The following is a 26,621-nucleotide window of genomic DNA, read 5'->3' as shown; positions in this document are numbered from 1 at the left end:
GAGAAGCCATCACTCAACATCACCAATGCTGAAAAGTCTGGGCTGATGGCGATGGCTTAAACCGATCTCAGGTTAATAAAAAAGGCTTAGCCATTGCTGACTAAGCCTTTTTTACAAAATTACTGTATGAACTGATATTAGTTCATGCCGTACTTTTTAAGTTTTTTGCGAAGAGTACCGCGGTTGATGCCCATCATAGTTGCTGCGCGAGTTTGGTTACCGCGAGTGTACTGCATGATGGTATCTAATAGTGGCTGTTCAACTTCAGCTAGAACTAATTCGTATAGTTCAGTTACTTCCTGGCCGTTTAGTTGAGCTAGGTAGTTTTTAAGAGACGCTTTAACAGAGTCACGTAAAGGCTTCTGAGTAATCTGGTCTTGTGACGTTACTGTAGTTACTGTTAATGCTTCTGAAGTCAGATTTTGTTCGAACATATTCGGTCTAGCTCTTCTCTTAATTATGATGCAACGTTATCAAAATAACCCTCTAATGCCTCAAGCTGCAGCTCAGCTGCATCGATAGCATTGAAGGTACGGCGAAACTCACTCGCTTGTTCATGCTCTTTTAGGTACCAACCAACGTGCTTACGCGCGATACGTGGACCTAAGAACTCTCCATAGAAATCATGCAGAGCGTTAACATGACCAAGCATAATGGTTTTCACTTCCTCACTTGGAAGCTCATCCATTGTGGTGCCGTTTTCCAAATAGTGATGGATTTCCTGGAAAATCCAAGGACGACCTTGGGCAGGGCGTCCAATCATTAAAGCGTCTGCACCGGTGTACTCCAGTACAAACTTCGCTTTCTCCGGGCTATCGATATCACCGTTTGCGATAACCGGAATGGATATAGCGTGTTTAACCGCTTTAATGCTGTCGTATTCGGCCTCACCTTTGTACATACACGCTTTTGTTCTGCCATGCAGTGCAAGAGCCTGTATGCCGCAGTCTTCGGCTAATTTAGCGATGTGAACACAGTTTTTATTTTCTGTGTTCCAGCCAGTACGGGTCTTTAACGTTACAGGAACGTCTACCGCGTCCACTACCGCAGTCAAAATCTCTTTGATGATGTCTGGGTACTGAAGCAGTGCAGAACCCGCCAGCTTCTTATTCACTTTCTTTGCTGGGCAGCCCATGTTGATGTCGATGATTTGCGCACCGTTTTCAACACTGAATTGAGCCGCATCGGCCATAAGCAGTGGATCGGAACCGGCAATCTGTACAGAGCGAATGCCCGATTCGCCTTCATGCACCATGCGCTGTTTCGACTTTGACGTTCCCCATAGTTTCGGGTTAGCAGACATCATTTCACTGACGGCCATTCCCGCACCATAGCGAAGACACAACTCGCGAAACGGTCTATCCGTTACACCAGCCATAGGGGCTACGATTAGATTGTTCTTAAGTTGATAGTTTCCGATTTTCAAAACGTCATCACAGTTCTGTACCAGCAAGGGCGCGCATTCTACGCATTTTTTTACTGCGTGAAAAGACTAATATTTGAGCATTTACAAATTGTTTTTGTAATTTGTATGAAATTCAAACAATTAGCTCTGAAAACCTTGTCTAGCCTTGCTTACGACCGGAGATACGACACCATTCGCTTTGCTCCGCGATTGGATCAATGTGAAGCTCATCACGGTAATAGTTCGCTACGTCTTCTGCTTGAGTGTCTAAAACACCCGACATCGCCAGGTCACCATTTGGTTTAACCAAACCTTTAATGATAGGTGCAAGTTCACGTAATGGACCAGCAAGAATGTTAGCAACAACCACATCAGCGATCAGGCCTTCAGGTTGGTTTTGAGGTAGGTACACTTCTAATTGGTCAGCAACACCGTTGCGCTCAGCGTTATCGCGAGAAGCTTGAAGAGCTTGAGGATCAATATCGATCCCGATAACTTTACCTGCGCCAAGTTTGATCGCAGCGATCGCAAGGATGCCTGAGCCACAACCAAAGTCGATAACCGTTTTACCAGATAGGTCTAAACTCTCTAGCCATTCTAGGCAGAGTGCAGTCGTAGGGTGGGTGCCCGTACCGAAAGCCAGACCAGGATCAAGCATAACATTAACCGCGTCTGGTTCAGGAACATCACGCCAACTTGGACAAATCCATAGACGTTCGCCGAACTTCATTGGGTGGAAGTTTTCCATCCATTCGCGTTCCCAGTCTTTGTCTTCTAGTTGTTCTACTTTGTAAGCAAAATCGTCTGCTAGCATGCTGCTTGCTTTGATTTGAGTGATGATGAAGTTTGTATCTGCTTCTGCATCGTACAGTGCCAGAATGTCAGTATCGCCCCATAAGCGAGTCTCGCCAGGTAGAGGTTCGAATACGGGCGTATCCTGCGCGTCTAGGAATGTTACAGACAGCGCACCAGTCTCTTCCATTAGCATGTCGCCGATTTGCTCAGCGTTTTCATTGGTCGCGTTGAGTTTGATTTGAATCCAAGGCATTTGTTTTTGCTCTTAAAGTGAATGAAGTGGCGCAGAGTTTACCAGAACTCTACGATTTGTTTGAGTATAGACTTTATACAAAACAAAAATGCCCACAGATGTGGGCATTTATTATGAGGTTAGCGAAGGCTTATTGTAGGCCTAGCTTCTTCTCTAGGTAGTGAATGTTTGCACCACCGTGCTGGAAGTTCTCATCATTCATGATTGACTCTTGTAGAGTAACGTTAGTCTTGATGCCTTCAATGATCATCTCGCCTAGTGCGTTCTTCATACGTGCAATCGCTACATCACGGTTCTCACCGTAAGTGATCAGTTTACCAATCATTGAATCGTAATGAGGTGGTACTGTGTAGCCTGTGTAAATGTGGGATTCCCAACGAACACCCATGCCGCCTGGCGCGTGGAAGCGTTCAATCTTACCTGGTGAAGGTAGGAAGCGCTCTGGGTCTTCTGCGTTGATACGACACTCAATCGCATGGCCGCGGATCTTGATGTCATCCTGAGTGAATGACAGTGGCTGACCTGCTGCAACGCGTAGCTGCTCTTTGATTAGGTCTACACCGGTAACCATTTCTGTTACTGGGTGCTCAACCTGAATACGAGTGTTCATTTCGATGAAGTAGAACTCACCGTTCTCGTATAGGAATTCGAACGTACCTGCGCCGCGGTAACCGATTTCTAGACATGCACGTGTACAACGTTCACCGATGTACTTACGCATCTCTTCAGTGATACCTGGTGCTGGAGCTTCTTCAACAACCTTCTGGTGACGACGCTGCATAGAGCAGTCACGTTCACCTAAGTGGATCGCGCCACCTTGGCCATCAGCAATTACCTGAACTTCAACGTGACGAGGGTTCTCTAGGAATTTCTCCATGTAAACCATGTCGTTGTTGAACGCCGCTTTTGCTTCTGCACGGGTCATTGCGATAGCTTCAATAAGATCGCCTTCTGAGCGAACAACGCGCATACCACGGCCACCGCCACCACCAGAAGCTTTGATGATTACCGGGTAGCCGATACGCTTAGCGTGGGCTTTATTTTTGTCTTCGTCGTTATCTAGTGGACCGTCAGAACCTGGTACACAAGGAACGCCAGCTTTTTTCATTGCGTTGATTGCTGACACTTTGTCACCCATTATGCGGATGGTGTCTGCTTTAGGACCAACGAAGATGAAACCGCTGCGCTCTACTTGTTCAGCAAAGTCTGCGTTCTCAGATAGGAAGCCGTAACCTGGGTGAATCGCAATCGCACCCGTCACTTCTGCTGCAGAAATGATGCGAGGGATGTTCAGATAGCTGTCGATACCACGAGCTGGACCGATACATACTGTTTCGTCTGCGAGTAGTACGTGCTTAAGATCGCGGTCAGCAGTCGAGTGTACTGCCACAGTCTTAATGCCTAATTCTTTACAAGCGCGAAGGATACGAAGTGCAATTTCACCTCGGTTCGCGATGACTACTTTATCTAGCATAAGGCAAGCCCCGCTTATTCGATTACAACTAGTGGTTGGTCGAATTCAACTGGCTGGCCGTCTTCAACTAGGATTGCAGTTACAACACCTGATTTGTCCGCTTCAATTTGGTTCATCATTTTCATCGCTTCAACGATACATAGTGTATCGCCAGCATTTACGCTCTGACCAACTTCAACGAATGACTTTGAATCTGGACTTGGAGAACGGTAGAAAGTACCAACCATTGGAGAAAGAACTTGGTGACCTGCAGGAACTGCTGCTGGTGCCTCTGCTGCCATCGCTGGAGCGTCAGCGACCGGTGCTGCCACTGGAGCAGGTGCTGCTACTGGAGCTGCTGCGTAATGAACTGGTGCTGGAGCAGCGGGTGCGCCGTGACGACTGATTCGTACCGACTCTTCACCTTCAGAAATCTCTAGCTCAGCAATGCCAGACTCTTCAACTAACTCAATTAGCTTTTTGATTTTACGAATATCCATCTTTTCTTTCTCTTTTATCTTGTGATTAAGACAACCCTAACGGGCTGCAGAGTGTTTGGTCTACTTTGCCTGCAATTTCGCAATTGCTGCAGACAGAGCAAATTCATAACCTTGCGCACCTAAACCGCAAATTACCCCTTCCGCTTTATCAGAGAGGTAAGAATGGTGACGGAACGGCTCACGAGCGTGAACGTTCGATAGGTGCACTTCGATAAATGGGATGGCTACGCCAAGTAATGCATCACGCAGCGCAACACTGGTATGAGTGAAAGCTGCTGGGTTGATGATGATGAAGTCCACTTTGCCGTACGCAGCGTGGATAGCTTCAATCAGTTCGTACTCACGATTCGATTGCAGGTGTTCAAGTTCCACCCCAGAGTTGTGAGCTTGTTCAGTCAATGCATCAACAATCTGTGCTAGGGTGTTGTTACCGTAATGTGTCGGTTCACGCAGACCTAATAGATTAAGATTTGGTCCGTTTAGAACTAGAATCCGTGACTTTGCAGACATTATGTTGCTATCTTCCTTTATCGTGAGTGGAACGTTTATATTCCCAAATATACGATAATTCAGCACGATTTTTTTGTTAAAACCGAGCAAATTTTAAAAAATCGACCAAGATTATAGCTAATTCACAGCAATTAGCAGCAATTTACTGGTCTAATCTCCCAATAGCCCCCGCCGTTTCTGTAACCAAGTTAACAAAAACAACATAATTGCCACGTGCTTTCTGTGGTTTATTTTGCGTCCACGCACAAAAAAGCCACCATGTGCAATGGTGGCTTTTAGGGCTAGCGTTTAAAACAGGGGCTGGGTGTTATGCCAGTTCTGCCTTCTCTGCAATTAGCTTGTCTACAACACTTGGATCGGCCAGTGTCGAAGTGTCACCTAGGTTGCTGGTATCACCCGTTGCAATCTTACGTAGGATGCGGCGCATGATCTTACCAGAGCGAGTTTTCGGTAGAGAGTCTGTCCAGTGCAGCACGTCTGGTGTCGCGATTGGACCTATCTCTTTACGTACCCAGTCTTTCACTTCTTTGTGAAGCTCGGCTGATGGGAATTCACCGTCATTAAGCGTGACGTAAGCGTAAATTGCCTGACCTTTGATGTCATGAGGAATACCGACAATCGCTGCTTCCGCAATCTTATCGTGTGCAACCAGTGCTGATTCAATCTCTGCGGTACCCATGCGGTGACCCGACACATTCAATACGTCATCTACACGACCAGTGATCCAGTAGTAACCGTCTTCGTCACGACGAGCCCCATCACTGGTGAAGTACATGCCTTTGAAGGTAGAGAAGTAGGTTTGCTCAAAGCGCTCATGGTCGCCGTAAACGGTACGCATCTGACCTGGCCATGAATCAAGGATCACCAAGTTACCTTCTGCAGCGGTTTCTTCGATGATGTTACCCATGTTGTCCACTAACGCAGGTTGTACGCCGAAGAATGGGCGAGTTGCAGAGCCTGGTTTCAGGTCTGTGGCCCCCGGTAGTGGCGCAATCAAGATACCGCCTGTTTCTGTTTGCCACCAAGTATCAACGATAGGTGAGTTCTCATTACCGATGGTCTTGTAGTACCACTCCCATGCTTCTGGGTTGATAGGTTCACCTACTGAGCCCATTACACGTAAGCTTGAACGAGATGTTCCGGCTACCGCTTCGTTACCTTTTGCCATTAGTGCACGAATCGCTGTTGGTGCAGTGTAGAGAATGTTTACTTGATGCTTATCAACCACTTCACTCATACGAGCCGTGCTTGGGTAGTTTGGTACACCTTCGAAAAGAATGGTCTTCGCACCGTTCGCCAGTGGACCGTAAATTAAGTAAGTGTGACCTGTAATCCAACCCACATCCGCCGTACACCAGAACGTTTCACCTTCTTGGTAATCGAACACGTATTTGAAGGTCATGGTTGCGTATACTAGGTAACCACCTGTGGTGTGCAGCACGCCTTTTGGTTTACCTGTTGAGCCTGAAGTGTAAAGAATGAATAGAGGGTCTTCCGCTTTCATCTCTTCTGGTGGGCACACATCAGAAACGACAGCCGTTGCTTCGTGCCACCAAACGTCACGGTGCTCGTGCCAATCAATGTCGCCGCCCGTGCGTTTTAGAACGACAACTTTGTCGATGGTTTTTACTTCTGGGTTCGTCAGTGCTTCATCAACGTTTTTCTTCAGTGGTACTGCGCGACCACCACGAACGCCTTCGTCAGCAGTGATTACGATTTTCGCATCTGAGTCGATGATACGACCGGACAGGGCTTCTGGTGAGAAACCACCAAATACCACGGTATGAACTGCACCAATACGCGTACATGCTAGCATTGCGATAGCCGCTTCTGGCACCATTGGCATGTAAAGACAAACCACGTCGCCTTTGTGCACGCCTTGCTCTTTTAGTGCGTTAGAGAACTTACACACTTCTTTGTGTAGTTCATTGAATGTGAGGGTTTTGTCGTCAGCAGGATCATCGCCTTCCCAGATGATCGCGACTTCATCGCCACGCTCGGCAAGGTGGCGGTCAATACAGTTTGCAGATACGTTCAGCGTGCCGTCTTCGAACCAACGAATGTCGACGTGACCAGTATCGAAAGAGGTGTTTTTAACTTGAGTGAATGGCTTAATCCAATCGACAACTTTACCGTGTTCGCTCCAGAAGCCTTCAGGGTCGCTTACCGACTGCTGATACATGGCTAGGTAAGTGTCATTATCCGCATGCGTATGGTTTTTAATATTTTCTTTTACCGGATAAACGTGGGCTTCGCTCATGGCTTCTCTCCTTGTGCCTTTAATTCTCGACCTTCGTCTTTTGTAGGGCTGTTTCCGTTCTTTAGTCTGTGATTCATCAAGAACGTTGCTGTGCATATAACTGTCAGTCACAGCGCGTATTTCCACAATTAGACTTTAGGATGAGAGTGAGGAATGCGCCGCGATATTGCTGAATTTAAAGCGAATGTGGGAGGTGGATCGAAAGCTGAGTCTTAAGCCTATTGGGTATAAGGCACACTCAGGTTTGGTAAATCGCCTTTGGTTAGACGCACATACACCAAAGCCGCGGATTTTGCGTCTTGCAGGGCATCGTGTTTGTCTTGAATCGGTAGCTCGAGGTGCTTACAAATTGCATCAAGGCTTAAGTCGAAGTAGGCGTTAGGCAAATGACGTTCGAGCTTGTCGTGATAAATCTGGCTCACTTCGATAAGCGGGTTAGGGAGTGGGAAGCCTAAATGCCTCAGACAAGCAAGGTCGAGGATCTTTTTGTCATAGCGAATGTGGTAGCCAACCAAAGGACGGTTGCCGATAAAGTCGAGTAACTTGATGAGCGCTTCTTTTTCGCTGATACCATCCACCAAATCTTGGTGGCGGATATGGTGAATTTTTACCGAGCCTGAATCGAGTGATTGTGGGGCGCGCAGTCGAACTTCGAACGGTTTGCTGGTGATGATGCGATTGTCGATAATTTTGGTCGCAGCGATGGTGACCAGCTCGGCACGGTTGGGATCCAAGCTGGTGGTTTCGCAATCGAGAGAGACAAATTCGCCTTTTTGCGGCGAACAAAACAGTGGCTGATAAGGTGAGCCTTTCAGCTTGTAATGCCAGTATTTCCTTTGTAGCCAATTCATCCCTGTTACCTCTCGTCTTATTTGCCTAAAAGACTCTAATCACGGATTTGATAATGGAAGCCTAAGAACTGCTTAAACTTTTTCACAACGTGTAAGCTGTGGCGTAGCAGGTCTCGTTCTGTCCTGTCTAACTGTTTGATGTCGATGTTGTTGAGTGCTTCCTGCTTACTCAATTGCTGGTTCAAACGGATCTTGAAGAACAGCTTCAGCGCCTCATTGAGGTTATCTGCGGTTTCTGGTTCTAAGATGCGCTTGTTTCTCAGTGCTTCGATACGTTCGAAGGTGTTCTTCTCTTCAATCGCGTATTCCAATGCCAAGGTGCGAATACCATGCACGATTGGGAAAATGCCACCACGCTTAATATCCAGCCCGTCTTTAGCACTTTTTACGTTACCAAACAGAGTAAGAGGCACGGAAAATTGCAGTGCAGGGCGAGTGAAATCGGACAGAATCAACATGCGATCTTCCATGCTGTCTCTGAGGTGTTCGGCGATCGGCGTGAGCAGCTCTCGGTTGCCTGCGACCGCATGAGCGTCGCTGAAGATGGCTAAATCCATGATTTGTTCTGGCTGTGCTTTGGCAATCCAACCATCGAGCGTTTTAATCCAGTCTTGCTGCGTTCGAACCCACTTCGGATTGTTAACCATGACTTTGCCTGGGCAGAGTGGATAGCCCAGTTGCTGTAAGGTGTGAGTGAGGGTTTGCATGACTTCGGCGCAATGTTCCCATTCCAGCCCATCTTGGATGATCAGTGCGTTGTCTTGATCGGTTTTGAGGATTTGCTCTCCACGACCTTCCGAGCCAAGCACAATCAGACAACAGTGATCGTGCAGTGCTGGTGGAACCACAAGCTCAAACGCTTTTTCGATGATTTGTTCATTTACAGCAGATATCAGCTCCATGATGAAGCGAGTGCGGATGCCGTTGGTCAGCAAGCTATCCACCAACTGACGCTGTCGATTGGAAGCAAGGGCTAACTCTTCCACGCTGGTTGCTCGCGCTATGCTGAGTGTTAGTACGTGTGAGTGAGTGGAGAACGCACTGAGGATTTGCGTCATATCCAGCATACCGACCGCTTGATTGCCTTCGCACACCATTAGACGCTTCATGCGGTTGCGCGTCATGGTGATCATGGCGTTAAACAAGAAGTCACCATCATCCACGTGATAAACAGGGAAGGTCGCAATCTTACTCACTGGCGTATCGAGTGGGTGGTCGTCAAGCATCACGGCGTGGAGCATATTGGTTCGCGTCACTATCGCGTAGGGATGCGCCGATGGATATTGCTCTAGGCGTGGGTCATCTTGGTGTAGCTGAACCAAAGCTGCATCAATGCCATTGTCTTTGAGTGTTTTGGTGACCTGATTAATTGGCACATCAGGCGCCAATAGCATCGGTGGATGATAGATACTGCTATCGACTTTAGTCAGAATGAATTCCGCTAGGTTTTGCTGTTGTTGAGCGGCTTCAATGAGGGCTTGGCGTTTGGATAAGTTGTTATCGAAGTAGGCAGCGAACTGTCCGTTCTCGTTATACAGCTCAAGAAACACTTCTTTAGGCAGCAAGTACGAGAGGGTATCTTCCAGTGCCACATACTGATGGCGCACGCTTTCTTCAAACAAAGAGCGTACATCAAACATGTCGTCGTTAGCGTAGTGAGCAAACACTTCGTCTTGATCTTTTGAGTGCTCTTCTACAGCGCCTTTAATCAGCACGTGCAGGTGAGGGTTGTCTTGCCCACAAGCTAAGATGACATCTCGCGTTCGGTAGTACGCCACATCAAGAGACGAGCGCAGTCGATTTTGCTGTGCGTCAGTCAGGCGGTCGAACGGTGGAGATTGCATATTAAATTTGTCAGGCATGAGAGCACCTAAATTTGGTGGGAACACATTCTAAGTCTGACAAATTTCCCTGTCGAAGCCAGACGACTTTGGTCTAAATCGTCACAATCTAATTTTGCATTTCGAGACCCTGTGCCATTGAGGAAACGGTAAGTTGCCGATTCTTCCCTTTTTCTATTACGCATTGCGATCCATAATTCCGCGTCCCAAACGTTTACGTGGCGGAAGTCGTTAGTTTTTGTCGTTTTTTAGGATGTCAGTGATGTTGAAACCCTCTCCGTATGGCTGGATTTCCCAGTACTTTCTCGGATTCTTTTTTGCGTATGGCGTGTATCTGCCATTTTGGTCGTTGTGGTTTAAAGAGCAGGGCGTTTCTCCAACAGATATTGGTCTGTTAGTGGGTCTAGGTTTGGCGACGCGCTGTGTGGCGAACATGGTACTCACCCCACGTCTACATAAAGTCGAACACATCATGCCTGCCCTACGTTGGTTGAGCTTTGCTGCCCTCATTTTTGTTGGTTTCCACTTTTTCACTGGTGGCAACTTTTGGTTAATGGCACTCGCTACCATCTTGTTTAACTTGTGCTGTGGCCCGGTGGTACCTTTGTCGGATGCGATGGCGAACTACTACGCGCGTTTGAAAATGCTCGATTACGGTCGTACCCGTTTGTGGGGCTCGGTTGCCTTTATTGCAGGCTCGACTGTGGTGGGTTACTTGGTGGCAGAGTTTGGCTCTGACATGATTTTGTACACGGCGATGGTCGGTGTCTTTATCTCGCTCTTATTTGCAATGCGTAACACCAATCCAATGCCAGTGACACGCGAAGGTCAACATTCTGAGCGTCCCAAACTTTCTGCATTGCTTACGGATAAGCCGGTCGTGAAGTTCCTTGTGTTGATGGCGTTAATCCAAGGTAGCCACGCGGCGTACTACGGTTTTAGTGCGATTCACTGGAAAGCGGCTGGTCACTCAGAAGATGTGATTGGCTACTTATGGAGCTTGGGCGTGGCAGCTGAAGTTGCTGTGTTTGCTCTGAGTAAGCGTCTATTCGCTGGCTGGTCTTTACGCACTCTGTTTGTGGTTGCGGCTGGTGGTGTGATGCTACGTTGGGGCATGACTGCGTCTACGACCTCTATTTTGGCGTTGGTGGTAGTGCAAATGCTTCACGGCGTGACGTTTGCAATGGCGCACATTGCCGCGATTCAATACATCCAGAACTCAGCTGAGAACAAGATGGTGGCATTGCAGGCACTGTATAACGCAATCCCACTTGGTGCGTTTATCGCGTTGATGACGGTGATCAGTGGTTGGGGCTATGAGCACTGGGGGGCGAATATCTTCTGGTTGATGGCGGCGATGGGCTTTATTGCACTGTTTATCAAAGTTGAGCCTCAAAATGATGAAAGTAATGTGGTTGATCTCTCAGCTAATGCTCCCGAAGCACAGAATTAAGCTTCTGTGACAGAGATTAAAAACTAACCTTTGTCTCTGTTGTGAAAGCAGTGTTAAATGAAACCTCTCCCTTATGGAGAGGTTTTTTATTCCTTGCTTTAAAAACAGCAAGAAAGGCAAGAAAAGTAAGAAAGGATATCGGATGCAAGGATGGCTAGTGATTCCCGTTTCTTTGGCGTATTTGGGAATCCTGTTTTTAATCGCTTGGTACGGTGACAAACAAAAGAGATGGTTAGCGCGTTGGCGACCATGGATCTACAGTTTGTCGATTGCGGTGTACTGTACGTCGTGGACCTTCTATGGCACGGTCGGACAGGCGAGCAACAACCCTTGGTCCTTCCTACCCATCTATATTGCGCCGATCATCGTGTTTACCATCGGCTGGCGCGTCCTCGCTCGGCTGATCTTGATTGCTAAACGCGAGCACATCACCTCCATTGCCGATTTCATTGCCGCCCGCTATGGCAAATCACAAGGCTTGGCGGTGGTTGTCACCTTAATCGCGGTGGCAGGCATCCTTCCATATATCGCTTTGCAATTGCGTGGCATCACCATGGGGTTGGAGATCATCGCGCCAGATTTAGCATCTGATCTCAGTTATCAAAACTACAGCGTATCTTGGTTTGTGGTCGGGGCGATGGCGATCTTCACCATGCTGTTTGGTACGCGTCATATCGATAACACCGAGCATCACCGCGGCATGATGATGGCGATTGCGTTTGAATCAGTGCTTAAGTTGGTGGCGTTTTTAGTGGTGGGCGTATTTATTGTTTGGCTCGCGATGGATACCGAGAGCTTCCTCCTCGCTGATATCGCCGCTGAAACCTATGAGTCCCCTAACATTCCGACCTTGCTGATTCATACCATTCTGACCATGCTGGCGATTGTCTGTTTGCCACGTCAGTTCCATACCATGGTGGTCGAGAATGAACGCGCGCAAGACTTACACGTCGCTCGTTGGTTGTTCCCACTGTATCTGATTCTGATGGGCATTTTCGTTCTGCCAATCGCATGGGTAGGGCAAAGTCTACTGAGTGGCAGCCCTGCCGATACGTACGTGATCAGCGTGCCGATGGCGGTGGGCGCGAATGACATCGCCTTGCTGGCATTTTTGGGCGGTACTTCCGCGGCAAGTGGCATGGTTATCGTCTCGACCATTGCCTTAGCGATCATGGTATCTAACGATTTGGTGATGCCACTGATTCTGCGTCGGATGAAGTTATCAAAGCGTAATCATCACCATTTTTCTACGCTGTTATTACGCATACGTCGTGGGCTGATTCTGCTTCTTTTGATTGGTGCATGGGGCTTTTATCAGGCTTTAGATAGTATCCACTCACTCTCTGCGATAGGTTTTCTCTCGTTTGCTGCGATTACCCAGTTCGCTCCGTCTCTGCTTGGCGGTATGTACTGGCGTCAGGGCAACAAGAAAGGCGTGTATGTGGGTTTGCTGGTGGGTTTCACCATTTGGTTGATTACTTTGATGAGCCAAACCGACATGCTGGCGGGCGATGCAAGCAACAACTTGCTGATTTGGCTGATCACACCGCCTGATTTATTGGCAGGTTTTGGTATTGCTGTTTCTGATTGGGGCATGATCCTCAGCGTAGTGGCAAATACCGCGTGTTTTGTTGCGGTATCACTAGCTACGCGCCCAAGCATAAGTGAACGCTTACAATCGGCATCATTCGTCGGTACGCCGTTGCCTGAAAGTGAAAACATCAGCTTGTATCAAAGCCGAGTAACGGTCAGTGAACTTGAGATGTTAGCGTCACGATTTGTGGGGCGCACGCGAGTGAAATCCGCCTTCCAAACCTATTGGAGTCAGCAACGCGAAGAGCTGCTTCCCAATCAACAAGCCCCCTCTACCTTGATTCGACATACCGAGCGCGTACTTGCCGGCGTGTTTGGTGCCTCTTCAGCTAAGTTAGTACTTACTTCTGCTTTGCAAGGCAGAAACATGCAGCTTGAGGAAGTGGCGACCATCGTTGATGAAGCCTCAGAGCTGTATGATTTCAGCCGTGGCTTGCTGCAAGGTGCGATTGAACACATTGGGCAAGGCATCGCCGTAGTCGACAAGCAACTAAGGCTGGTAGCGTGGAACCAACGTTATCTAGAGTTATTTGTTTTCCCGCCGGGGTTGATTCAGGTCGGGCGTCCGATTGCCGATGTGATTCGTCATAATGCTGAGCAAGGTTTATGTGGTCCGGGGGATCCAGAAGACCACGTTCGTCGCCGCGTTTATCACCTTGAGCAAGGCACGCGACATACCTCTTCCCGTGTGCGCCCTGATGGTCGCGTAATTGAAGTGCAAGGTAACCCAATGCCTGGTGGCGGTTTCGTGATGAGCTTTACCGATATCACCGTGTTCCGCGATGCAGAGCAAGCTCTGAAAGACGCTAATGAGACACTAGAAGAACGCGTTCGTGCTCGTACTCGTGAGTTGGAACAACTGAACAAACAGCTGGTGGCAGCGACCCAACGTTCTGAGCATGAGTCGCAGTCCAAGTCGCGCTTCTTAGCGGCGGTGAGTCATGATTTGATGCAGCCGCTGAATGCAGCTCGTCTGTTTGCCTCTTCGTTGTCGGAAGTTGCCAAAGACAGTGAAACCCAAAAGCTGTCGACTCACATCGAGAGTGCATTAGGCGCCGCGGAAGATTTGATTGGTGATTTGCTGGATATCTCACGTTTGGAATCGGGCAAGTTGGACGTCAATGTGCATGGTTTTGCAGTCAATGATGTGTTGGCAAACTTGAATGCGGAATTCAGTGCGCTGGCGAAACAACAAGGCATTGAGTTCACCATGATCCCATCGTCTTTGATGGTGAAATCCGACCCGAAATTGCTGCGCCGCGTGGTACAGAACTTCCTTACCAATGCGTTCCGTTATAGCCCGAATGGTAAAGTGGCACTCGGTGTACGCCGTGTACAAGGGCGAGTACGTATTGATGTATGGGATAACGGAATGGGGATCGAAGAAGAGAAACAACAAGAGATCTTCGAAGAGTTTAATCGTGGTACTCAAGTCCGTTCTGACCAAGGTTTGGGGTTAGGCTTAGCTATTTCGAAAGGTATTGCTCAAGTACTAGGGCATGAAATCTCGATGCGTTCTTGGTTTGGTCAAGGCAGCGTGTTCTCGATTACTTTAGATAAGGCTGAGAAGGTGCACATTCCGGCAGTTAAAGCGGTGAAGAGTGCACAATCTGACTTGAGCCATATTCGTGTGCTGTGTGTCGATAATGAGCCAGATATTCTGGTCGGAATGGAAAATCTACTTTCGCGTTGGGGCTGTGATATTCGCATTGCGACCGACATCGTTGAGAGTTTGAAAGCGATCGAAGACGATTGGTTGCCGGATGTGATTTTCTCCGATTATCGTTTAGATAATGGTCGAACAGGATTAGAAGTGTTGCAGCAATGCCGCTTGCGTCTGGGTAACCGCTTTGAAGGAGTGATCATCAGTGCCGATCGAACCGATGACATGATGGAAGGCATTAAAGCCAATGGGTTTAGTTTTATCGCCAAACCAGTTAAGCCTTTGAAATTGCGTTCGGTACTCAATCGAGTTGCTTAGAAAAAAAGACCTCCGCTTGGAGGTCTTTTGCTTTAAGGGGGTGAGCGGTCGGTGGCTTATTCTGCAACGCCGCCTTGAGTCAGTTTGGCTGGATCGAGCAATCTTTCTAATGTGGCACGATCTAAGTCCGTTTCTTCTTCTGCGACATCAATGATCGCGCGACCTTGTTTGTAGGCTTTCTTCGCAACTTCGGCAGCTTTTAGGTAGCCAATCACAGGGTTAAGTGCGGTGACCAGAATTGGGTTCTTCGCCAGTGCAACATCAAGGTTGTCTTGGCGCACTTCAAACGTCGCGATGGCTTTGTCTGCCAAAGCAACGGCGCTGTTCGACAGCAGTTCAATGCTTTCTAATACATTGTGAGCTATCACTGGTAGCATCACGTTAAGTTGGAAGTTACCCGATTGACCTGCAACGGTAATGGTTGCGTCGTTACCAATCACCTGTGCCGACGCCATAGCTGCTGCTTCTGGAATTACAGGGTTCACTTTGCCCGGCATGATAGAAGAGCCTGGTTGTAAGCCTTGCAGTTCGATTTCACCTAAGCCGGCTAGTGGACCTGAGTTCATCCAGCGAAGATCGTTTGCGATCTTCATGATCGCAACTGCTGCTGTTTTGAGCTGTCCCGATAGGGCGACGATCGCATCCTGACTGCTGAGATTGAAGAAGAAGTTTTTGCTTGAAGCAAACTCTATGCGCGTTGATTGCGTTAGGTTATCGGCAAAAAGATCGGCGAAGCGTGGATCGGCGTTGATCCCTGTACCCACCGCTGTTCCGCCTTGAGCTAACGCTTTCACTGCTGGCAGTGTTTGTTCGATGGCTTGTTTAGCGTGTTCGATTTGGAACTGCCAACCACCAAGCTCTTGGACGAAGGTAATTGGCATCGCATCCATGAGGTGCGTACGACCTGTTTTTACCACATCTTTCAGAGCTTGCTGCTTGGTCTCTAGTGTTTCACTTAGGTGGGACAGTGCAGGCAGTAGCTGTTTTTCAATCGCAATTGCAGAGCTAACTTGAATCGCAGTAGGCACTACGTCGTTACTGCTTTGACCCATGTTGACGTGATCATTTGGATTGACTGTTCCGCCTAGGTGCTCAGACGCTAATGTTGCAATCACTTCGTTGGCATTCATGTTGGAACTGGTGCCCGAGCCGGTTTGGAATACATCGATAGGGAATTGGTCGAGGTGTTTACCATCAATCATGGCTTGCGCAGCATCAGCGATGGCATTGGCAATATCACCTTCTAGCAAGCCAAGTTGGGCATTGGTGAGCGCTGCAGTTTGTTTGATATGAGCGAGTGCTTGAATAAACCCTGTCGGCATGGTGTGTTTGCTGAAAGCAAAGTTATCGACAGCGCGTTGAGTTTGGGCTTGATACAAAGCGTTCGCAGGGACTTTGACTTCGCCCATGCTGTCCGCTTCGATACGGAATCCCGTGGTCATGGTAGGTTCCTTTTGTTTAATCGAGTGGCGTCTGTATCAGACGTAATTGTTGTTGTAATGAGAGAAATTTAACATCGCCATCCTCAAACTGGTAGTAGTAGCGTTTGAGACAAAGTAGCGGAGTGTGAATGCAATCGAGGCAAACTCGGCGGAAGATGCGACTACGAGTAGGGTCTTGAATCGCGTCGAGTAGATGGAAGTAGACTTGGCGCAAATACAGCTCGCACAGCACCAGGTTTTCGTGCTCCGCATCGTGCTCGTAGATGGACGACAGCACCATACCCCAATGGATGTAATCATGGATCACATCGGGTTCGAAGCCGCTTGGCGCATACACATGAAGGAATCGGTCTTGTGCTTTAAAAAAGGCGTTGTAGATGGCTTGGCTGCTGTCCATAGTTACCTCGACATTTAAGATAATGATAATTATTATCAATTAATTGTCGATTAGCAACCACAGCTTTTTTGAGGAAATAACACAACAAAAAAAGCCGATACTCGGACTCAGTATCGGCTGAAGTGGGTGAGCTCAATCCCTACAATTAAGCTCGGTATTCTTTCGCGAGATAAGGTTGGCTAAAATGCGTCTTCAAGCCTTATGGAGCAGGTAAGTTATTTGTCCGTAAACAGGGTTTCGTATTTCACAAATGCCGTTTGCGTTTCACCGTAGTAGAACGTGCCTTCAGATTGAATCGCAACACGTAACCAACTCTCTGCTGATGCAGGCTTAGGCAAAGTGATGGTCCAGTTTTGTCCGGCTTGATCCGCTGGTTTCATGTCAATCGGCTGTGCGTTTTGCTCTTGGCTATCCACGACTGAAAGCTTCACCCCTTCGAGTGGGTAAGCAGCATGTAAAGACAACTCTAAGCTATCTGGCGTCAGCTTTTCTGAGCGAAACTTCACTTTAAAGTCGCCATTCTCCATGTCACACAAGCCACTGGTGTAACGGCAATTCGACTTGCTGGCCAGCTTGTAGCTTTCCCCTTCTTTAGCGGCATGAGGTTTCTCACTCAGAGCCATGTCTGTACCGAAATAAGCGATTAAAGACAAAATTGGGGCGATCAACAGGGCGATAATAAAGTGCTTGTTTTTGAACATAAAATACTAATCCCATCAATTATCTGTTCATTTTTACTGGCTAAAATCGCTAATAACTTCGTTAAAGATTTTGAAGTTAGAGCAACTAGCTTGCTGCAATCTTTGCCTTGTTCTAAGCGATTTTTTCCGCGTAACCCCTGAACATATAATCAATGGCATTGGTATGCATCCTTGCTACGGTTCAGGGAATATCTAATTATTAGAATAAGTTAAGTGAATAAAAAAGCCCCAAGCGGGGCTTTTGTGGTTTGCGTTATATTTTAGTGGTCTACCGCACCGCCAGCGCCTGCTGGTACACGTACGTGCTCGACTAGGTCTTTTACTTCTTGTGGTGTTTCTGCTGTCACTCTTGATACAGCGAACGCCACAATAAAGTTAAATACCGCACCGATTGCACCAAATGCGTTTGGTTCAATACCTAGGAACCAGTTCTGCCCCCAACTTTGTAGGTACGTCCAGTCAGCAACAAATAGGATGCCTTTATGCTGGAATACGTAGAATAGCGTGATACTGATACCTGCAATCATACCTGCGATTGCGCCTTCTTTATTGATGCTCTTACTGAAGATACCCATCATCAACGCAGGGAAGATGGAGGATGCCGCCAGACCGAAGGCGAGGGCTACCGTTCCGGCTGCAAATCCTGGCGGATTCAAGCCCAAGTAGCCGGCGACTGCGATGGCGACCGCCATAGAGATTCGACTCGCAAGCAGCTCTTTCTTCTCGGATATATTTGGGTTGATCACGCCTTTGATTAAGTCATGTGATATCGCGGACGAGATAGCCAATAGTAGACCCGCTGCCGTCGATAGTGCCGCTGCGAGACCACCTGCTGCAACCAATGCGATGACCCAGTTTGGTAGCTTAGCAATCTCTGGGTTTGCTAATACCATGATGTCACGGTCAACTTTTAGCTCGTTAGTCGCTGGGCTTGATGTGTACTCAATCAGGCCATCGCCATTTTTATCATCAAAGCCTAGCAGACCTGTTTTCTCCCAGTTCTTGAACCAGTCAGGGCGCTCGTCATAAGCAAGATGCTGACCAGGAGCTGGGTTAACCGTATCCATTAGGTTTAGACGTGCCATTGCAGATACTGCCGGCGCTGTTGTGTAAAGGATCGCAATGAAAAGTAGTGCCCAACCTGCTGATGTACGTGCATCACGTACTTTAGGTACAGTAAAGAAACGGATGATGACGTGTGGCAGACCCGCAGTACCGATCATCAGTGACATGGTGTAAACGAACATGTTTAGCGTATCGCCACGAACTTGAGTAGTGTATTCACTAAAGCCCAGTTCGGTCACCACCTGGTCGAGCCGATCGAGCAGATAGACATCGGTGCCTTGTATGGTACTGCCTAAGCCGATTTGAGGTAGTGGGTTACCCGTAAGTTGCAGAGAGATAAAGATTGCAGGAATAGTGTAAGCCAAAATGAGTACGCAATACTGAGCAATCTGCGTGTAGGTAATGCCCTTCATACCGCCCATTACGGCGTACATGAATACGATACACATACCAATCAATAGACCGGTTGAGTAATCCACCTCAAGGAAGCGACCGAACGCCACGCCTACACCTTTCATCTGACCGATAACGTAAGTCACCGATGCGATGATAAGACATACAACCGCTACGATACGCGCTGCGTTAGAGTAGAAACGCTCACCTACGAATTCTGGTACGGTAAACTTACCGAACTTACGTAGGTATGGCGCAAGCAGAAGTGCAAGCAGTACGTAACCGCCTGTCCAGCCCATGAGGAATACCGAACCGCCGTAACCCATGAAGGCTATCAAGCCTGCCATTGAGATGAACGATGCTGCTGACATCCAGTCTGCTGCGGTTGCCATGCCGTTAGCGATAGGGTTTACACCTCCGCCTGCTACATAGAATTCTTTGGTTGAGCCCGCACGAGCCCAAATCGCAATACCGATGTAGAGGACGAATGTCGCGCCAACTACAAGATAGGTAATAGTTTTCAAATCCATCTGAGTTACTCCTTACTCATCCACGCCGAATTCACGGTCGATTTGGCGCATCTTCCACGCGTAGTAGAAAATAATACCGAGGAAGGCATAGATGGAGCCTTGCTGAGCAAACCAGAAGCCTAGTTTGTATCCACCTAATTGAAATTGATTAAGTACGTCGACAAATAAGATGCCGCAGCCGAAAGACACTACGAACCAGATGACCATCAGGGTAATCATGAGCTTCACGTTCTTGTCCCAGTAGGCTTTGGCTCTTTCTTCGCTTTCAAATGCCATTGCCGTCTCCTTACGATTGGTATTGTTGTTAAAAAAATGTTTCAACATGTACATTAGCAAGGCACTGGCAAGAACTCTTTTCAACTTTAGTCGGGACGCTAAAAAGCAAAAACGCCCGTTTTTAGGGCGTTTGAGAGGAGGTGGGAATAAAAGTGTGATGTTAATTTGATGTTAAATTAGCCAAAGGTCTAAGAGTTTTATCAATTAACATAGAAATCTTTTATACCAAGCAGCAAATTATTCAGTGCAACAGCGGCAAGGATAAGCCCCATTACGCGGCTGATGATAGCTGCACCTACGTTACCAATCACTTTTTGAATCGTGTTTGCACCCAGTAACAAGAAGAGGGTAACCAGAAGTACCGCAATCATGACGCCTGCGGTCATTGCTTGGTCGACGAAAGAGTAGCGATTGTTATCGGTGAGCATCACGATGGCCATCATTGCCCCCGGCGACGCAATCGAAGGAATCGCAAGAGGGTAAACGGCTAAGTCAGCGAGATCCGAGTGGCTGACTTCTTCGCCCAGTTTTTGCTCTTGTTCTGGCTTGCTTTCACCAAAGATCATCGACAATGCAAACAGTAATAGCACTAAACCACCAGCGGCTTGGAAGGCGGGTAATGGGATTTGCATTGCTTCCAGTAACAACTGACCGGCAATAAGAAAGAACAGCAACACACCCATTGAAATGGCAATGGCTTTTAATGCGACGAGACGACGCTGTTTTGCCGTAAGGTGCTGAGTCTGTGATAGATAAACGGGTACTGAACCAATCGGGTCGATGACGGCCCAGAGTACGACGAATTGAGTGACGAGAATACTTAACAAAGTATGACCTCCCAGAGTTAGCGGTTTAACAGAGGGATGAAGAGGCTGTGTGTGACAGTCTATGCCGATCGTAGCCAGTAATTGCTTATTCTAGCTTGTGAAAACGCTCGATAACGGCGTTAAAAATTTCGATTGTAGGAGAACTACTTATCAAAAATTTTCGCCTTGTTCTCAAGCCTTTTTCCTACGCTATTTATAAGCTCTGACTCACTGTGATTGGCATTATCATTTTAACGTCTATTGTTCTTTTTGCGTCATATAAATGTGAATTGGTTATATTTATTAACACATTACTGCTCTGATTCCATTTGTTGCAGCAAAATAACGGCTTGAGTGCGATTCTTGACGCCTAATTTTCGGAATATGGCGGTCATGTGTGCTTTGATGGTTGCTTCTGAGACATTGAGCTCGTAAGCGATTTGCTTGTTGAGTAAGCCATCCGATAGCATGCCGAGCACCTTGTATTGTTGAGGTGTCAACGCAGCAATCTTTTCTGCTAAGTCATTACATGCTGCGTTATTGGTGATCAAGCCTTCAGGGAAGAATGGGTCGCCGTTCAGCACTTGGTTAAGGGCACTGACAAGTTCACGCATGTCGCTTGATTTAGGAATAAAGCCAAATGCGCCGTGGCTTTTTACTTGGCTAACCACTGCGGGTTCTTCGCTAGCAGAAACCACGACGATTGGTAGGTCTGGGTATTCTGCACGTAAGTGAATCAGACCGGACATGCCGTTTGCACCTGGCATTTTGAGATCCAGCAGCACTAGGTCGGGCTCTTCTTCTTTTTTAAGGAGTGTCAGGAGAGCATCTAAAGAGTCAGCTTCGAGGAGGTTAGCACCACTCACCGCCATATGTACCGATTGGAACAAGGCGTTGCGGAACAATGGGTGATCATCAGCGATGATAATGGTGTAGGTCGAATCCATGACGTTAAACACTTTTGACTATTTCGTTAATGGAATTATTGTCCACCTTTAAGAGGGGGGACAATGTTTATGCGCTAAAAGTCTGAACCAAATCGACTTTTATTAGAAAAATTGCATATAAACGCAAGTTTCGAGATTTTATTGAGACAATAAAAAACGCCAGCGAGGTATCACTGGCGTTTGAATGATTCACAATCAAAATTGGTTGATGTGTGCCAAGAAAGGCTCGGCCTGCATAAAACCGGTCAAACGAGCGTTTGAAACATGTTTACCATTCGCATCCCAAAACTCAATCGTCGGTAAACCTAATACATTCATATGCTTAAGAAGTTCGATGTCTTGTACTTGGTTCTTGGTTACATCGGCCTGTAGCAGTACAAAATCTTGCAGTTTTACTTCGACACTTGGGTCATGGAAGGTGTACTTTTCAAACTCTTTACATGCGACACACCAATCAGCATAGAAGTCGAGCATCACGGGTTTACCGGCTTGCTTAGCCAATGCCAATTGTTGTTCGAGCTCTGTTACATTGGAGACGCGCGTAAAGCTTACTGTCACTTGTTGAGTTTGCGTTGTTGTGTGGCCACCAAACCAGTAATTAAGTGCTGGTTGAGCTGACGCAAACAAACCAAGCACTGCAATGATGCCTACTGCACTTTGTTTCCAACCACCAAACTCAAGGCTGTTCTTGATGTGGTATAGCCAACCAAATGCAGCGATACCTAGTGCTGACCACAATGCCGTTGCCCATATTTCTGGCATGATGCGCTCAAGTAGGAAGATAGGCGCTGCCAGCAGAATGAAGCCGAATAGGGTCTTAACGCGATCCATCCAACCCCCTGCTTTTGGCAGAAGTTTGTTGCCGAATACAGCAACAAGAATGAGTGGAATTCCCATACCCATCGCCAGTGCGTAAAGCGCGATACCACCAGTCAGCAAGTCACCGCTTTGTGCAACGTAAAGTAGCGCACCAGACAGTGGCGCAGTGGTACATGGTGAGCACACTAGACCTGAAATCGCGCCCATGGCGAATACGCCTGCGCTGCTGCCGCCTTGTTGTTTGTTGCTTAGGTTGTTTAACCACGTTTGTACGCCACTTGGCAGTTGCAGGTTATAAACGCCAAACATAGACAGTGCGAGTGTCACGAACAGCACACTCAAACCAATCAACACATAAGGGTGTTGCATCGCTGCTTGGAACTGCATGCCCGCAGATGCCACCACAAGGCCAAGTAGGGTGTAAGTTAGCGCCATGCCTTGCACGTAGACAAACGACAAGCCTAGCGCACGGCGTTGGCTTAGTTTACCACTGCCAAGCACGATGCTGGTCAGAATTGGGTACATCGGCAGTACACATGGTGTAAACGCCAAACCCACACCAAGCGCCAAGAACAGAAGTGGTGTCCACCAGTTATCAGCAAGGTTGGCGGCAAGGCTATCTTGCTGTGTTACTGGAGCCGATGGTGTGTCGGTAGAAGTAGATGATTGCACCGCTGGTGGCGTTGCTGTTGGTACTTGTTCTGCTTTTGGTGCAGTCGTCGCCGCTGTTGAATCTGAGTTCGACGAAGTAAACGCGCTGATAGGAATTACGCGAGTTTCTGGTGGGTAACAGAAGCCAGCTTTGGCACAGCCTTGGTATTGCACCACCACGCGTGCACCGTCTTGCCAGTCATGCATTGGCAAGTTAACAAACAGTGGCTGGGTGTAGATATGCACGTCACCAAAGAATTCATCTTTATGCGGCGTGCCGTCTTCCATTTGCAGTTCGCCTAGCGACACATTTTCGCCCGCAACGGACAAGCGCTCTTGATACAGGTAGTAACCATCACGTACCTGCCAGTCCAGCATGAGCTTACCGTCCTGCTGGTAATAGTTGAATTGAAAAGCCTGATCGACAGGCACAAACGTATCGTTGCTGTTGCCAAAAGTGTTGCTTTGGCTGTTCCCTAACTGATCATTGCCAAACAGAGCAAAAGAAGGCGCAGAAAAGGTAATAAGCCCTAAGAGTAAGACGGAGAGTAATGCACGCATAAAAGGTTCAATTCATCTTAGATAATTGTCGTTAGTGTAACTCAATCAGACCTGCTGGCTAGCCAATAAGTTTCATGGAAGTGAAGATTTGTTAACCGTTGTCCAATACAACAGGCAATAAAAAAGGGAGCCGAAGCTCCCCCGAGTAAGACTCTGTTTCTGCTAGATCAGTAGCCCACCGAACGCGAATCCAAGTGCAACTGCTGAAGCGATAGTTGCTACGCCTGGTACGAAGAATGGGTGGTTGAATACGTACTTACCGATACGAGTTGAACCCGTGTCGTCCATCTCAACCGCAGCCAGTAGTGTTGGGTAAGTTGGTAGTACGAATAGCGCACTTACTGCTGCGAAAGACGCAACTGCGGTAAGTGGTGCCACACCGATTGCTAGTGCTGCTGGCATCAGCGCAACGGTAGTTGCACCCTGCGAGTAAAGCAGCATTGAAGCGAAGAATAGAACAAGTGCTAGCATCCATGGGTAGTCTGCTAGTAGTGCACCCGCAACTTCTTTGATGCCATCAACGTGCGCGTTAACGAACGTAGAACCTAGCCATGCCACACCAAGTACACACACACACGCTGTCATACCAGAGCGGAATGTTGCAGCAGCTGGGATTTTGCCTGCATCGATTTTACAGCTCAATACGATTGCTGCGGCTGCCGCTAGCATTACTGCCATGATCGCTTCGTTACGACCAAGTGCTGGGTTTTCGATAAGACCAATTGAACCAGAGATCGCTGCTGCGTAGCAGACTACGAATGCGATAGCGCCTAGGAAGATGAATGTTGCTTTCTTCGCTGTTGGCAAGATTTCGCGTTTCGATTCTGTGTTTAGCTTGATAAGGCCTTTTGCTAGACGGTCTTGGTATTCAGGATCATCTTTAAGCTCGCTGCCCATGAAGTTCGCAACAAATGCACCGATCATACAAGCGATGAAGGTGGTTGGGATACAAACCGCTAGTAGCGTTAGGTAATCAACGCCAAATGGATGCAACATTGCAGCAAATGCCACAACTGCCGCTGAGATAGGCGATGCTGTGATAGCGATTTGCGAGGCAACTACCGCGATAGACAGTGGACGAGAAGGACGAACACCTTGGCCTTTCGCTACTTCTGCAATAACTGGCAAAGTAGAGAATGCTGTGTGACCTGTACCTGCTAGTAGTGTCATCAAAAATGTCACGATAGGTGCGTAAAAGGTGATGCGTTCGGGATGTTTACGCAAAAAGTCTTCCGCAACCTGAACCATCCAATCTAAACCACCAGCTACCTGCATTGCAGCGATAGCAGTAATAACAGACATGATGATCAGGATTACATCGACAGGGATGAAAGACTGGCTTGTCGGGACGCCTAGGATTAAAGACAATGCAATTACCCCAGCACCACCGGCAAAGCCAATGCCGATACCACCGATTCTTGCCCCCAAATAAATGAAGAGCAGAACCACGAAGAGTTCGACCATTACCATATTGATACCTCTTTTAGTTTTTAATGATTCTGATTTTTTGAACACTCAGGAACAGGTGTAAATGCTCAGAAAATCAGAACCCGAGCGGCTTACGGCAATAAAAAGCGCATAAAAATTGTGGTTAACCGTATCAGAGCCTAAAAAAGGGCCCCGTTTGGGACCCCTTTCACCAGCGATTACTCGTAGCGTTTCGCTTTATAAGTCGGATGCATGAAGTTTTCAACCGATAAGATGTCATCTAGCTCTTCTGCGGTTAATAAACCACGTTCTAGAACCACATCACGTACGCTCTTACCTGTTTCAGCACAGATCTTACCAACAATGTCGCCCTCGTGGTGGCCGATGTATGGGTTTAGATAAGTCACGATACCGATAGAGTTGTAAACGTAGTTTTCACAAACTTCTTTGTTCACCGTGATGCCATCGATACATTTGTCACGTAGGTTCACACATGCGTTGTGTAGTAGAGAAATAGACTCAAACACGCTTTGTGCGATTACTGGCTCCATTACGTTTAGCTGTAACTGACCGCCTTCTGCTGCGAAAGATACCGTGTTGTCGTTACCTAGAACCTTGAAGCAAACTTGGTTTACGACTTCTGGGATAACTGGGTTTACTTTAGCTGGCATGATAGAAGAGCCCGCTTGCATTTCTGGTAGGTTCAACTCGTTTAGACCAGAGCGAGGGCCAGAAGAAAGTAGGCGAAGGTCGTTACAGATCTTCGACAGTTTCACTGCTAGACGTTTGAGCGCGCCGTGCGTCATTACGTAAGCACCACAGTCAGATGTTGCTTCGATTAGATCTTCTGCTGCAACCACTTCTACACCCGTAACTTCTGCTAGGTGTTTTACGGCTAGTGCTTGGTAGCCTGTTGGTGCGTTTAGACCAGTACCGATTGCTGTTGCACCTAGGTTGATTTCTAGTAGTAGCTTAGACGTGTAGTCTAGGGCGCGAATCTCTTCGTTTAGTGTCACTGCCCATGCGTGGAACTCTTGACCCACAGTCATAGGAACCGCGTCTTGAAGCTGAGTACGACCCATCTTCAAGATGTCTTTGAATTCTTGTGCTTTAAGTTCGAATGCACCTTTTAGGTATTCGATCGCTTCCATCAACTGATGAACACTGTTGTAAACCGCGATTCGGAAACCGGTAGGGTACGCACAGTTTGTTGATTGGCTCTTGTTTACGTGATCGTTCGGGTTGATGAACTCATATTGGCCTTTTTCTTTGCCCATCAGTTCAAGCGCAACGTTCGCAATAACTTCGTTAGTGTTCATGTTCACTGACGTGCCTGCACCGCCTTGGAACACGTCTGAAGGGAACTGATCCATGCACTTACCTGTTTCAAGGATCAAATCACACGCTTCTAGAATGTAGTTAGCAACGTCTTTTGGAATTGCACCTAGCTCTTTGTTTGCTAGTGCAGCGGCTTTTTTCGTCATTACCATACCGCGTACAAACTCAGGTACGTCAGAAATGGTAGTGCTTGAAATATTAAAGTTTTCGATAGCGCGAAGGGTGTGGATGCCGTAGTAAGCATCAGCAGGAACATGACGTTGACCTAATAGATCTTCTTCAATACGAGTGGCTTGGTTTGCTGTCTTTGGAGCATCAGATAGTGTAGCCATAACAGGATCCTTAGATAATAATTCTGATATTTAAGTTATT

The 26,621-nt window shown here is 47.6% G+C and carries 21 protein-coding genes; 2 read left to right on the top strand and 19 right to left on the bottom strand.

Annotated features, from left to right (window positions below; all coding sequences use genetic code 11):
• Positions 1-137: 137 nt before the first annotated feature.
• The 9 genes from fis to OQJ86_RS21275 all read right to left on the bottom strand — a co-directional run bounded on the left by fis (position 138) and on the right by OQJ86_RS21275 (position 9,889).
• On the bottom strand, positions 138-434 hold the full coding sequence (fis, locus tag OQJ86_RS21315; RefSeq protein WP_000462885.1) for a DNA-binding transcriptional regulator Fis: 297 nt from the start codon (positions 432-434) through the stop codon (positions 138-140).
• A 23-nt stretch (positions 435-457) separates the two neighbouring features.
• Positions 458-1,426 carry a tRNA dihydrouridine synthase DusB gene (gene dusB / locus OQJ86_RS21310; protein ID WP_265990183.1) on the bottom strand — a complete coding sequence of 323 codons (969 nt, stop codon included), beginning with the start codon at positions 1,424-1,426 and terminating at the stop codon, positions 458-460.
• A 139-nt stretch (positions 1,427-1,565) separates the two neighbouring features.
• Positions 1,566-2,453: a 50S ribosomal protein L11 methyltransferase gene (gene prmA, locus OQJ86_RS21305; protein ID WP_039974236.1), complete on the bottom strand. Its 888-nt coding sequence runs from the start codon at positions 2,451-2,453 to the stop codon at positions 1,566-1,568.
• A gap of 130 nt (positions 2,454-2,583) precedes the next feature.
• On the bottom strand, positions 2,584-3,927 hold the full coding sequence (accC, locus tag OQJ86_RS21300; RefSeq protein ID WP_038870929.1) for an acetyl-CoA carboxylase biotin carboxylase subunit: 1,344 nt from the start codon (positions 3,925-3,927) through the stop codon (positions 2,584-2,586).
• 14 nt (positions 3,928-3,941) lie between these two features.
• Positions 3,942-4,406: an acetyl-CoA carboxylase biotin carboxyl carrier protein gene (gene accB / locus OQJ86_RS21295; RefSeq protein WP_039974237.1), complete on the bottom strand. Its 465-nt coding sequence runs from the start codon at positions 4,404-4,406 to the stop codon at positions 3,942-3,944.
• A gap of 60 nt (positions 4,407-4,466) precedes the next feature.
• On the bottom strand, positions 4,467-4,916 hold the full coding sequence (aroQ, locus tag OQJ86_RS21290) for a type II 3-dehydroquinate dehydratase (RefSeq protein WP_005428757.1): 450 nt from the start codon (positions 4,914-4,916) through the stop codon (positions 4,467-4,469).
• Positions 4,917-5,223: 307 nt separating this feature from the next.
• Positions 5,224-7,176, bottom strand: a complete 1,953-nt coding sequence (acs, locus tag OQJ86_RS21285) for an acetate--CoA ligase (protein ID WP_005428764.1) — start codon at positions 7,174-7,176, stop codon at positions 5,224-5,226.
• Between the two features lie 218 nt (positions 7,177-7,394).
• On the bottom strand, positions 7,395-8,027 hold the full coding sequence (locus OQJ86_RS21280) for a 3'-5' exonuclease (RefSeq protein WP_005440406.1): 633 nt from the start codon (positions 8,025-8,027) through the stop codon (positions 7,395-7,397).
• Between the two features lie 35 nt (positions 8,028-8,062).
• Positions 8,063-9,889, bottom strand: coding sequence for a DUF294 nucleotidyltransferase-like domain-containing protein (locus OQJ86_RS21275; protein ID WP_265990176.1), 1,827 nt, complete (start codon positions 9,887-9,889; stop codon positions 8,063-8,065).
• 241 nt (positions 9,890-10,130) lie between these two features.
• Between OQJ86_RS21275 and OQJ86_RS21270 the strand changes: the two genes are divergently transcribed.
• Both OQJ86_RS21270 and OQJ86_RS21265 read left to right on the top strand, forming a co-directional pair.
• Positions 10,131-11,321, top strand: a complete 1,191-nt coding sequence (locus OQJ86_RS21270; protein WP_038870944.1) for a 3-phenylpropionate MFS transporter — start codon at positions 10,131-10,133, stop codon at positions 11,319-11,321.
• A gap of 142 nt (positions 11,322-11,463) precedes the next feature.
• Complete coding sequence (locus tag OQJ86_RS21265) at positions 11,464-14,895, top strand: PAS domain-containing hybrid sensor histidine kinase/response regulator (protein WP_042602258.1); 3,432 nt, start codon at positions 11,464-11,466, stop codon at positions 14,893-14,895.
• 56 nt (positions 14,896-14,951) lie between these two features.
• On the opposite strand, the gene OQJ86_RS21260 is transcribed toward OQJ86_RS21265, so the two are convergent.
• The 10 genes from OQJ86_RS21260 to aspA form a co-directional block, all read right to left on the bottom strand.
• Positions 14,952-16,337, bottom strand: a complete 1,386-nt coding sequence (locus OQJ86_RS21260; RefSeq protein ID WP_265990173.1) for a class II fumarate hydratase — start codon at positions 16,335-16,337, stop codon at positions 14,952-14,954.
• 16 nt (positions 16,338-16,353) lie between these two features.
• A complete protein-coding gene (locus tag OQJ86_RS21255; RefSeq protein ID WP_265990561.1) occupies positions 16,354-16,734 on the bottom strand; it encodes a hypothetical protein in 381 nt (126 codons plus the stop codon).
• 215 nt (positions 16,735-16,949) lie between these two features.
• Positions 16,950-17,435, bottom strand: coding sequence for a hypothetical protein (locus OQJ86_RS21250; protein ID WP_042604415.1), 486 nt, complete (start codon positions 17,433-17,435; stop codon positions 16,950-16,952).
• Between the two features lie 260 nt (positions 17,436-17,695).
• The gene (locus OQJ86_RS21245) at positions 17,696-19,423 is read right to left on the bottom strand and encodes a sodium:solute symporter family protein (protein WP_038870957.1); all 1,728 of its coding nucleotides are present in this window, start codon (positions 19,421-19,423) and stop codon (positions 17,696-17,698) included.
• 12 nt (positions 19,424-19,435) lie between these two features.
• A complete protein-coding gene (locus OQJ86_RS21240) occupies positions 19,436-19,699 on the bottom strand; it encodes a DUF4212 domain-containing protein (RefSeq protein WP_005448273.1) in 264 nt (87 codons plus the stop codon).
• Between the two features lie 200 nt (positions 19,700-19,899).
• Entirely contained in the window at positions 19,900-20,526 is a 627-nt protein-coding gene (locus OQJ86_RS21235; RefSeq protein ID WP_005448274.1) for a MarC family protein, read from the bottom strand.
• A gap of 290 nt (positions 20,527-20,816) precedes the next feature.
• Entirely contained in the window at positions 20,817-21,452 is a 636-nt protein-coding gene (locus tag OQJ86_RS21230) for a response regulator transcription factor (protein WP_038870959.1), read from the bottom strand.
• A 195-nt stretch (positions 21,453-21,647) separates the two neighbouring features.
• Positions 21,648-23,483 (bottom strand): protein-disulfide reductase DsbD, encoded by a 1,836-nt coding sequence (locus OQJ86_RS21225; protein WP_265990167.1) that lies wholly within the window; start codon positions 23,481-23,483, stop codon positions 21,648-21,650.
• Between the two features lie 162 nt (positions 23,484-23,645).
• A complete protein-coding gene (locus tag OQJ86_RS21220) occupies positions 23,646-24,953 on the bottom strand; it encodes an anaerobic C4-dicarboxylate transporter (protein ID WP_038870965.1) in 1,308 nt (435 codons plus the stop codon).
• Positions 24,954-25,129: 176 nt separating this feature from the next.
• Positions 25,130-26,581, bottom strand: a complete 1,452-nt coding sequence (aspA, locus tag OQJ86_RS21215; RefSeq protein WP_038870968.1) for an aspartate ammonia-lyase — start codon at positions 26,579-26,581, stop codon at positions 25,130-25,132.
• Positions 26,582-26,621 lie beyond the last annotated feature (40 nt).

The sequence above is a fragment of the Vibrio sp. Sgm 5 genome (assembly GCF_026241575.1).
Classification (GTDB): domain Bacteria; phylum Pseudomonadota; class Gammaproteobacteria; order Enterobacterales; family Vibrionaceae; genus Vibrio; species Vibrio jasicida.
Note: the sequence above shows the minus strand (reverse complement) of the source record. Positions and strands in the feature narration are given on the sequence as shown.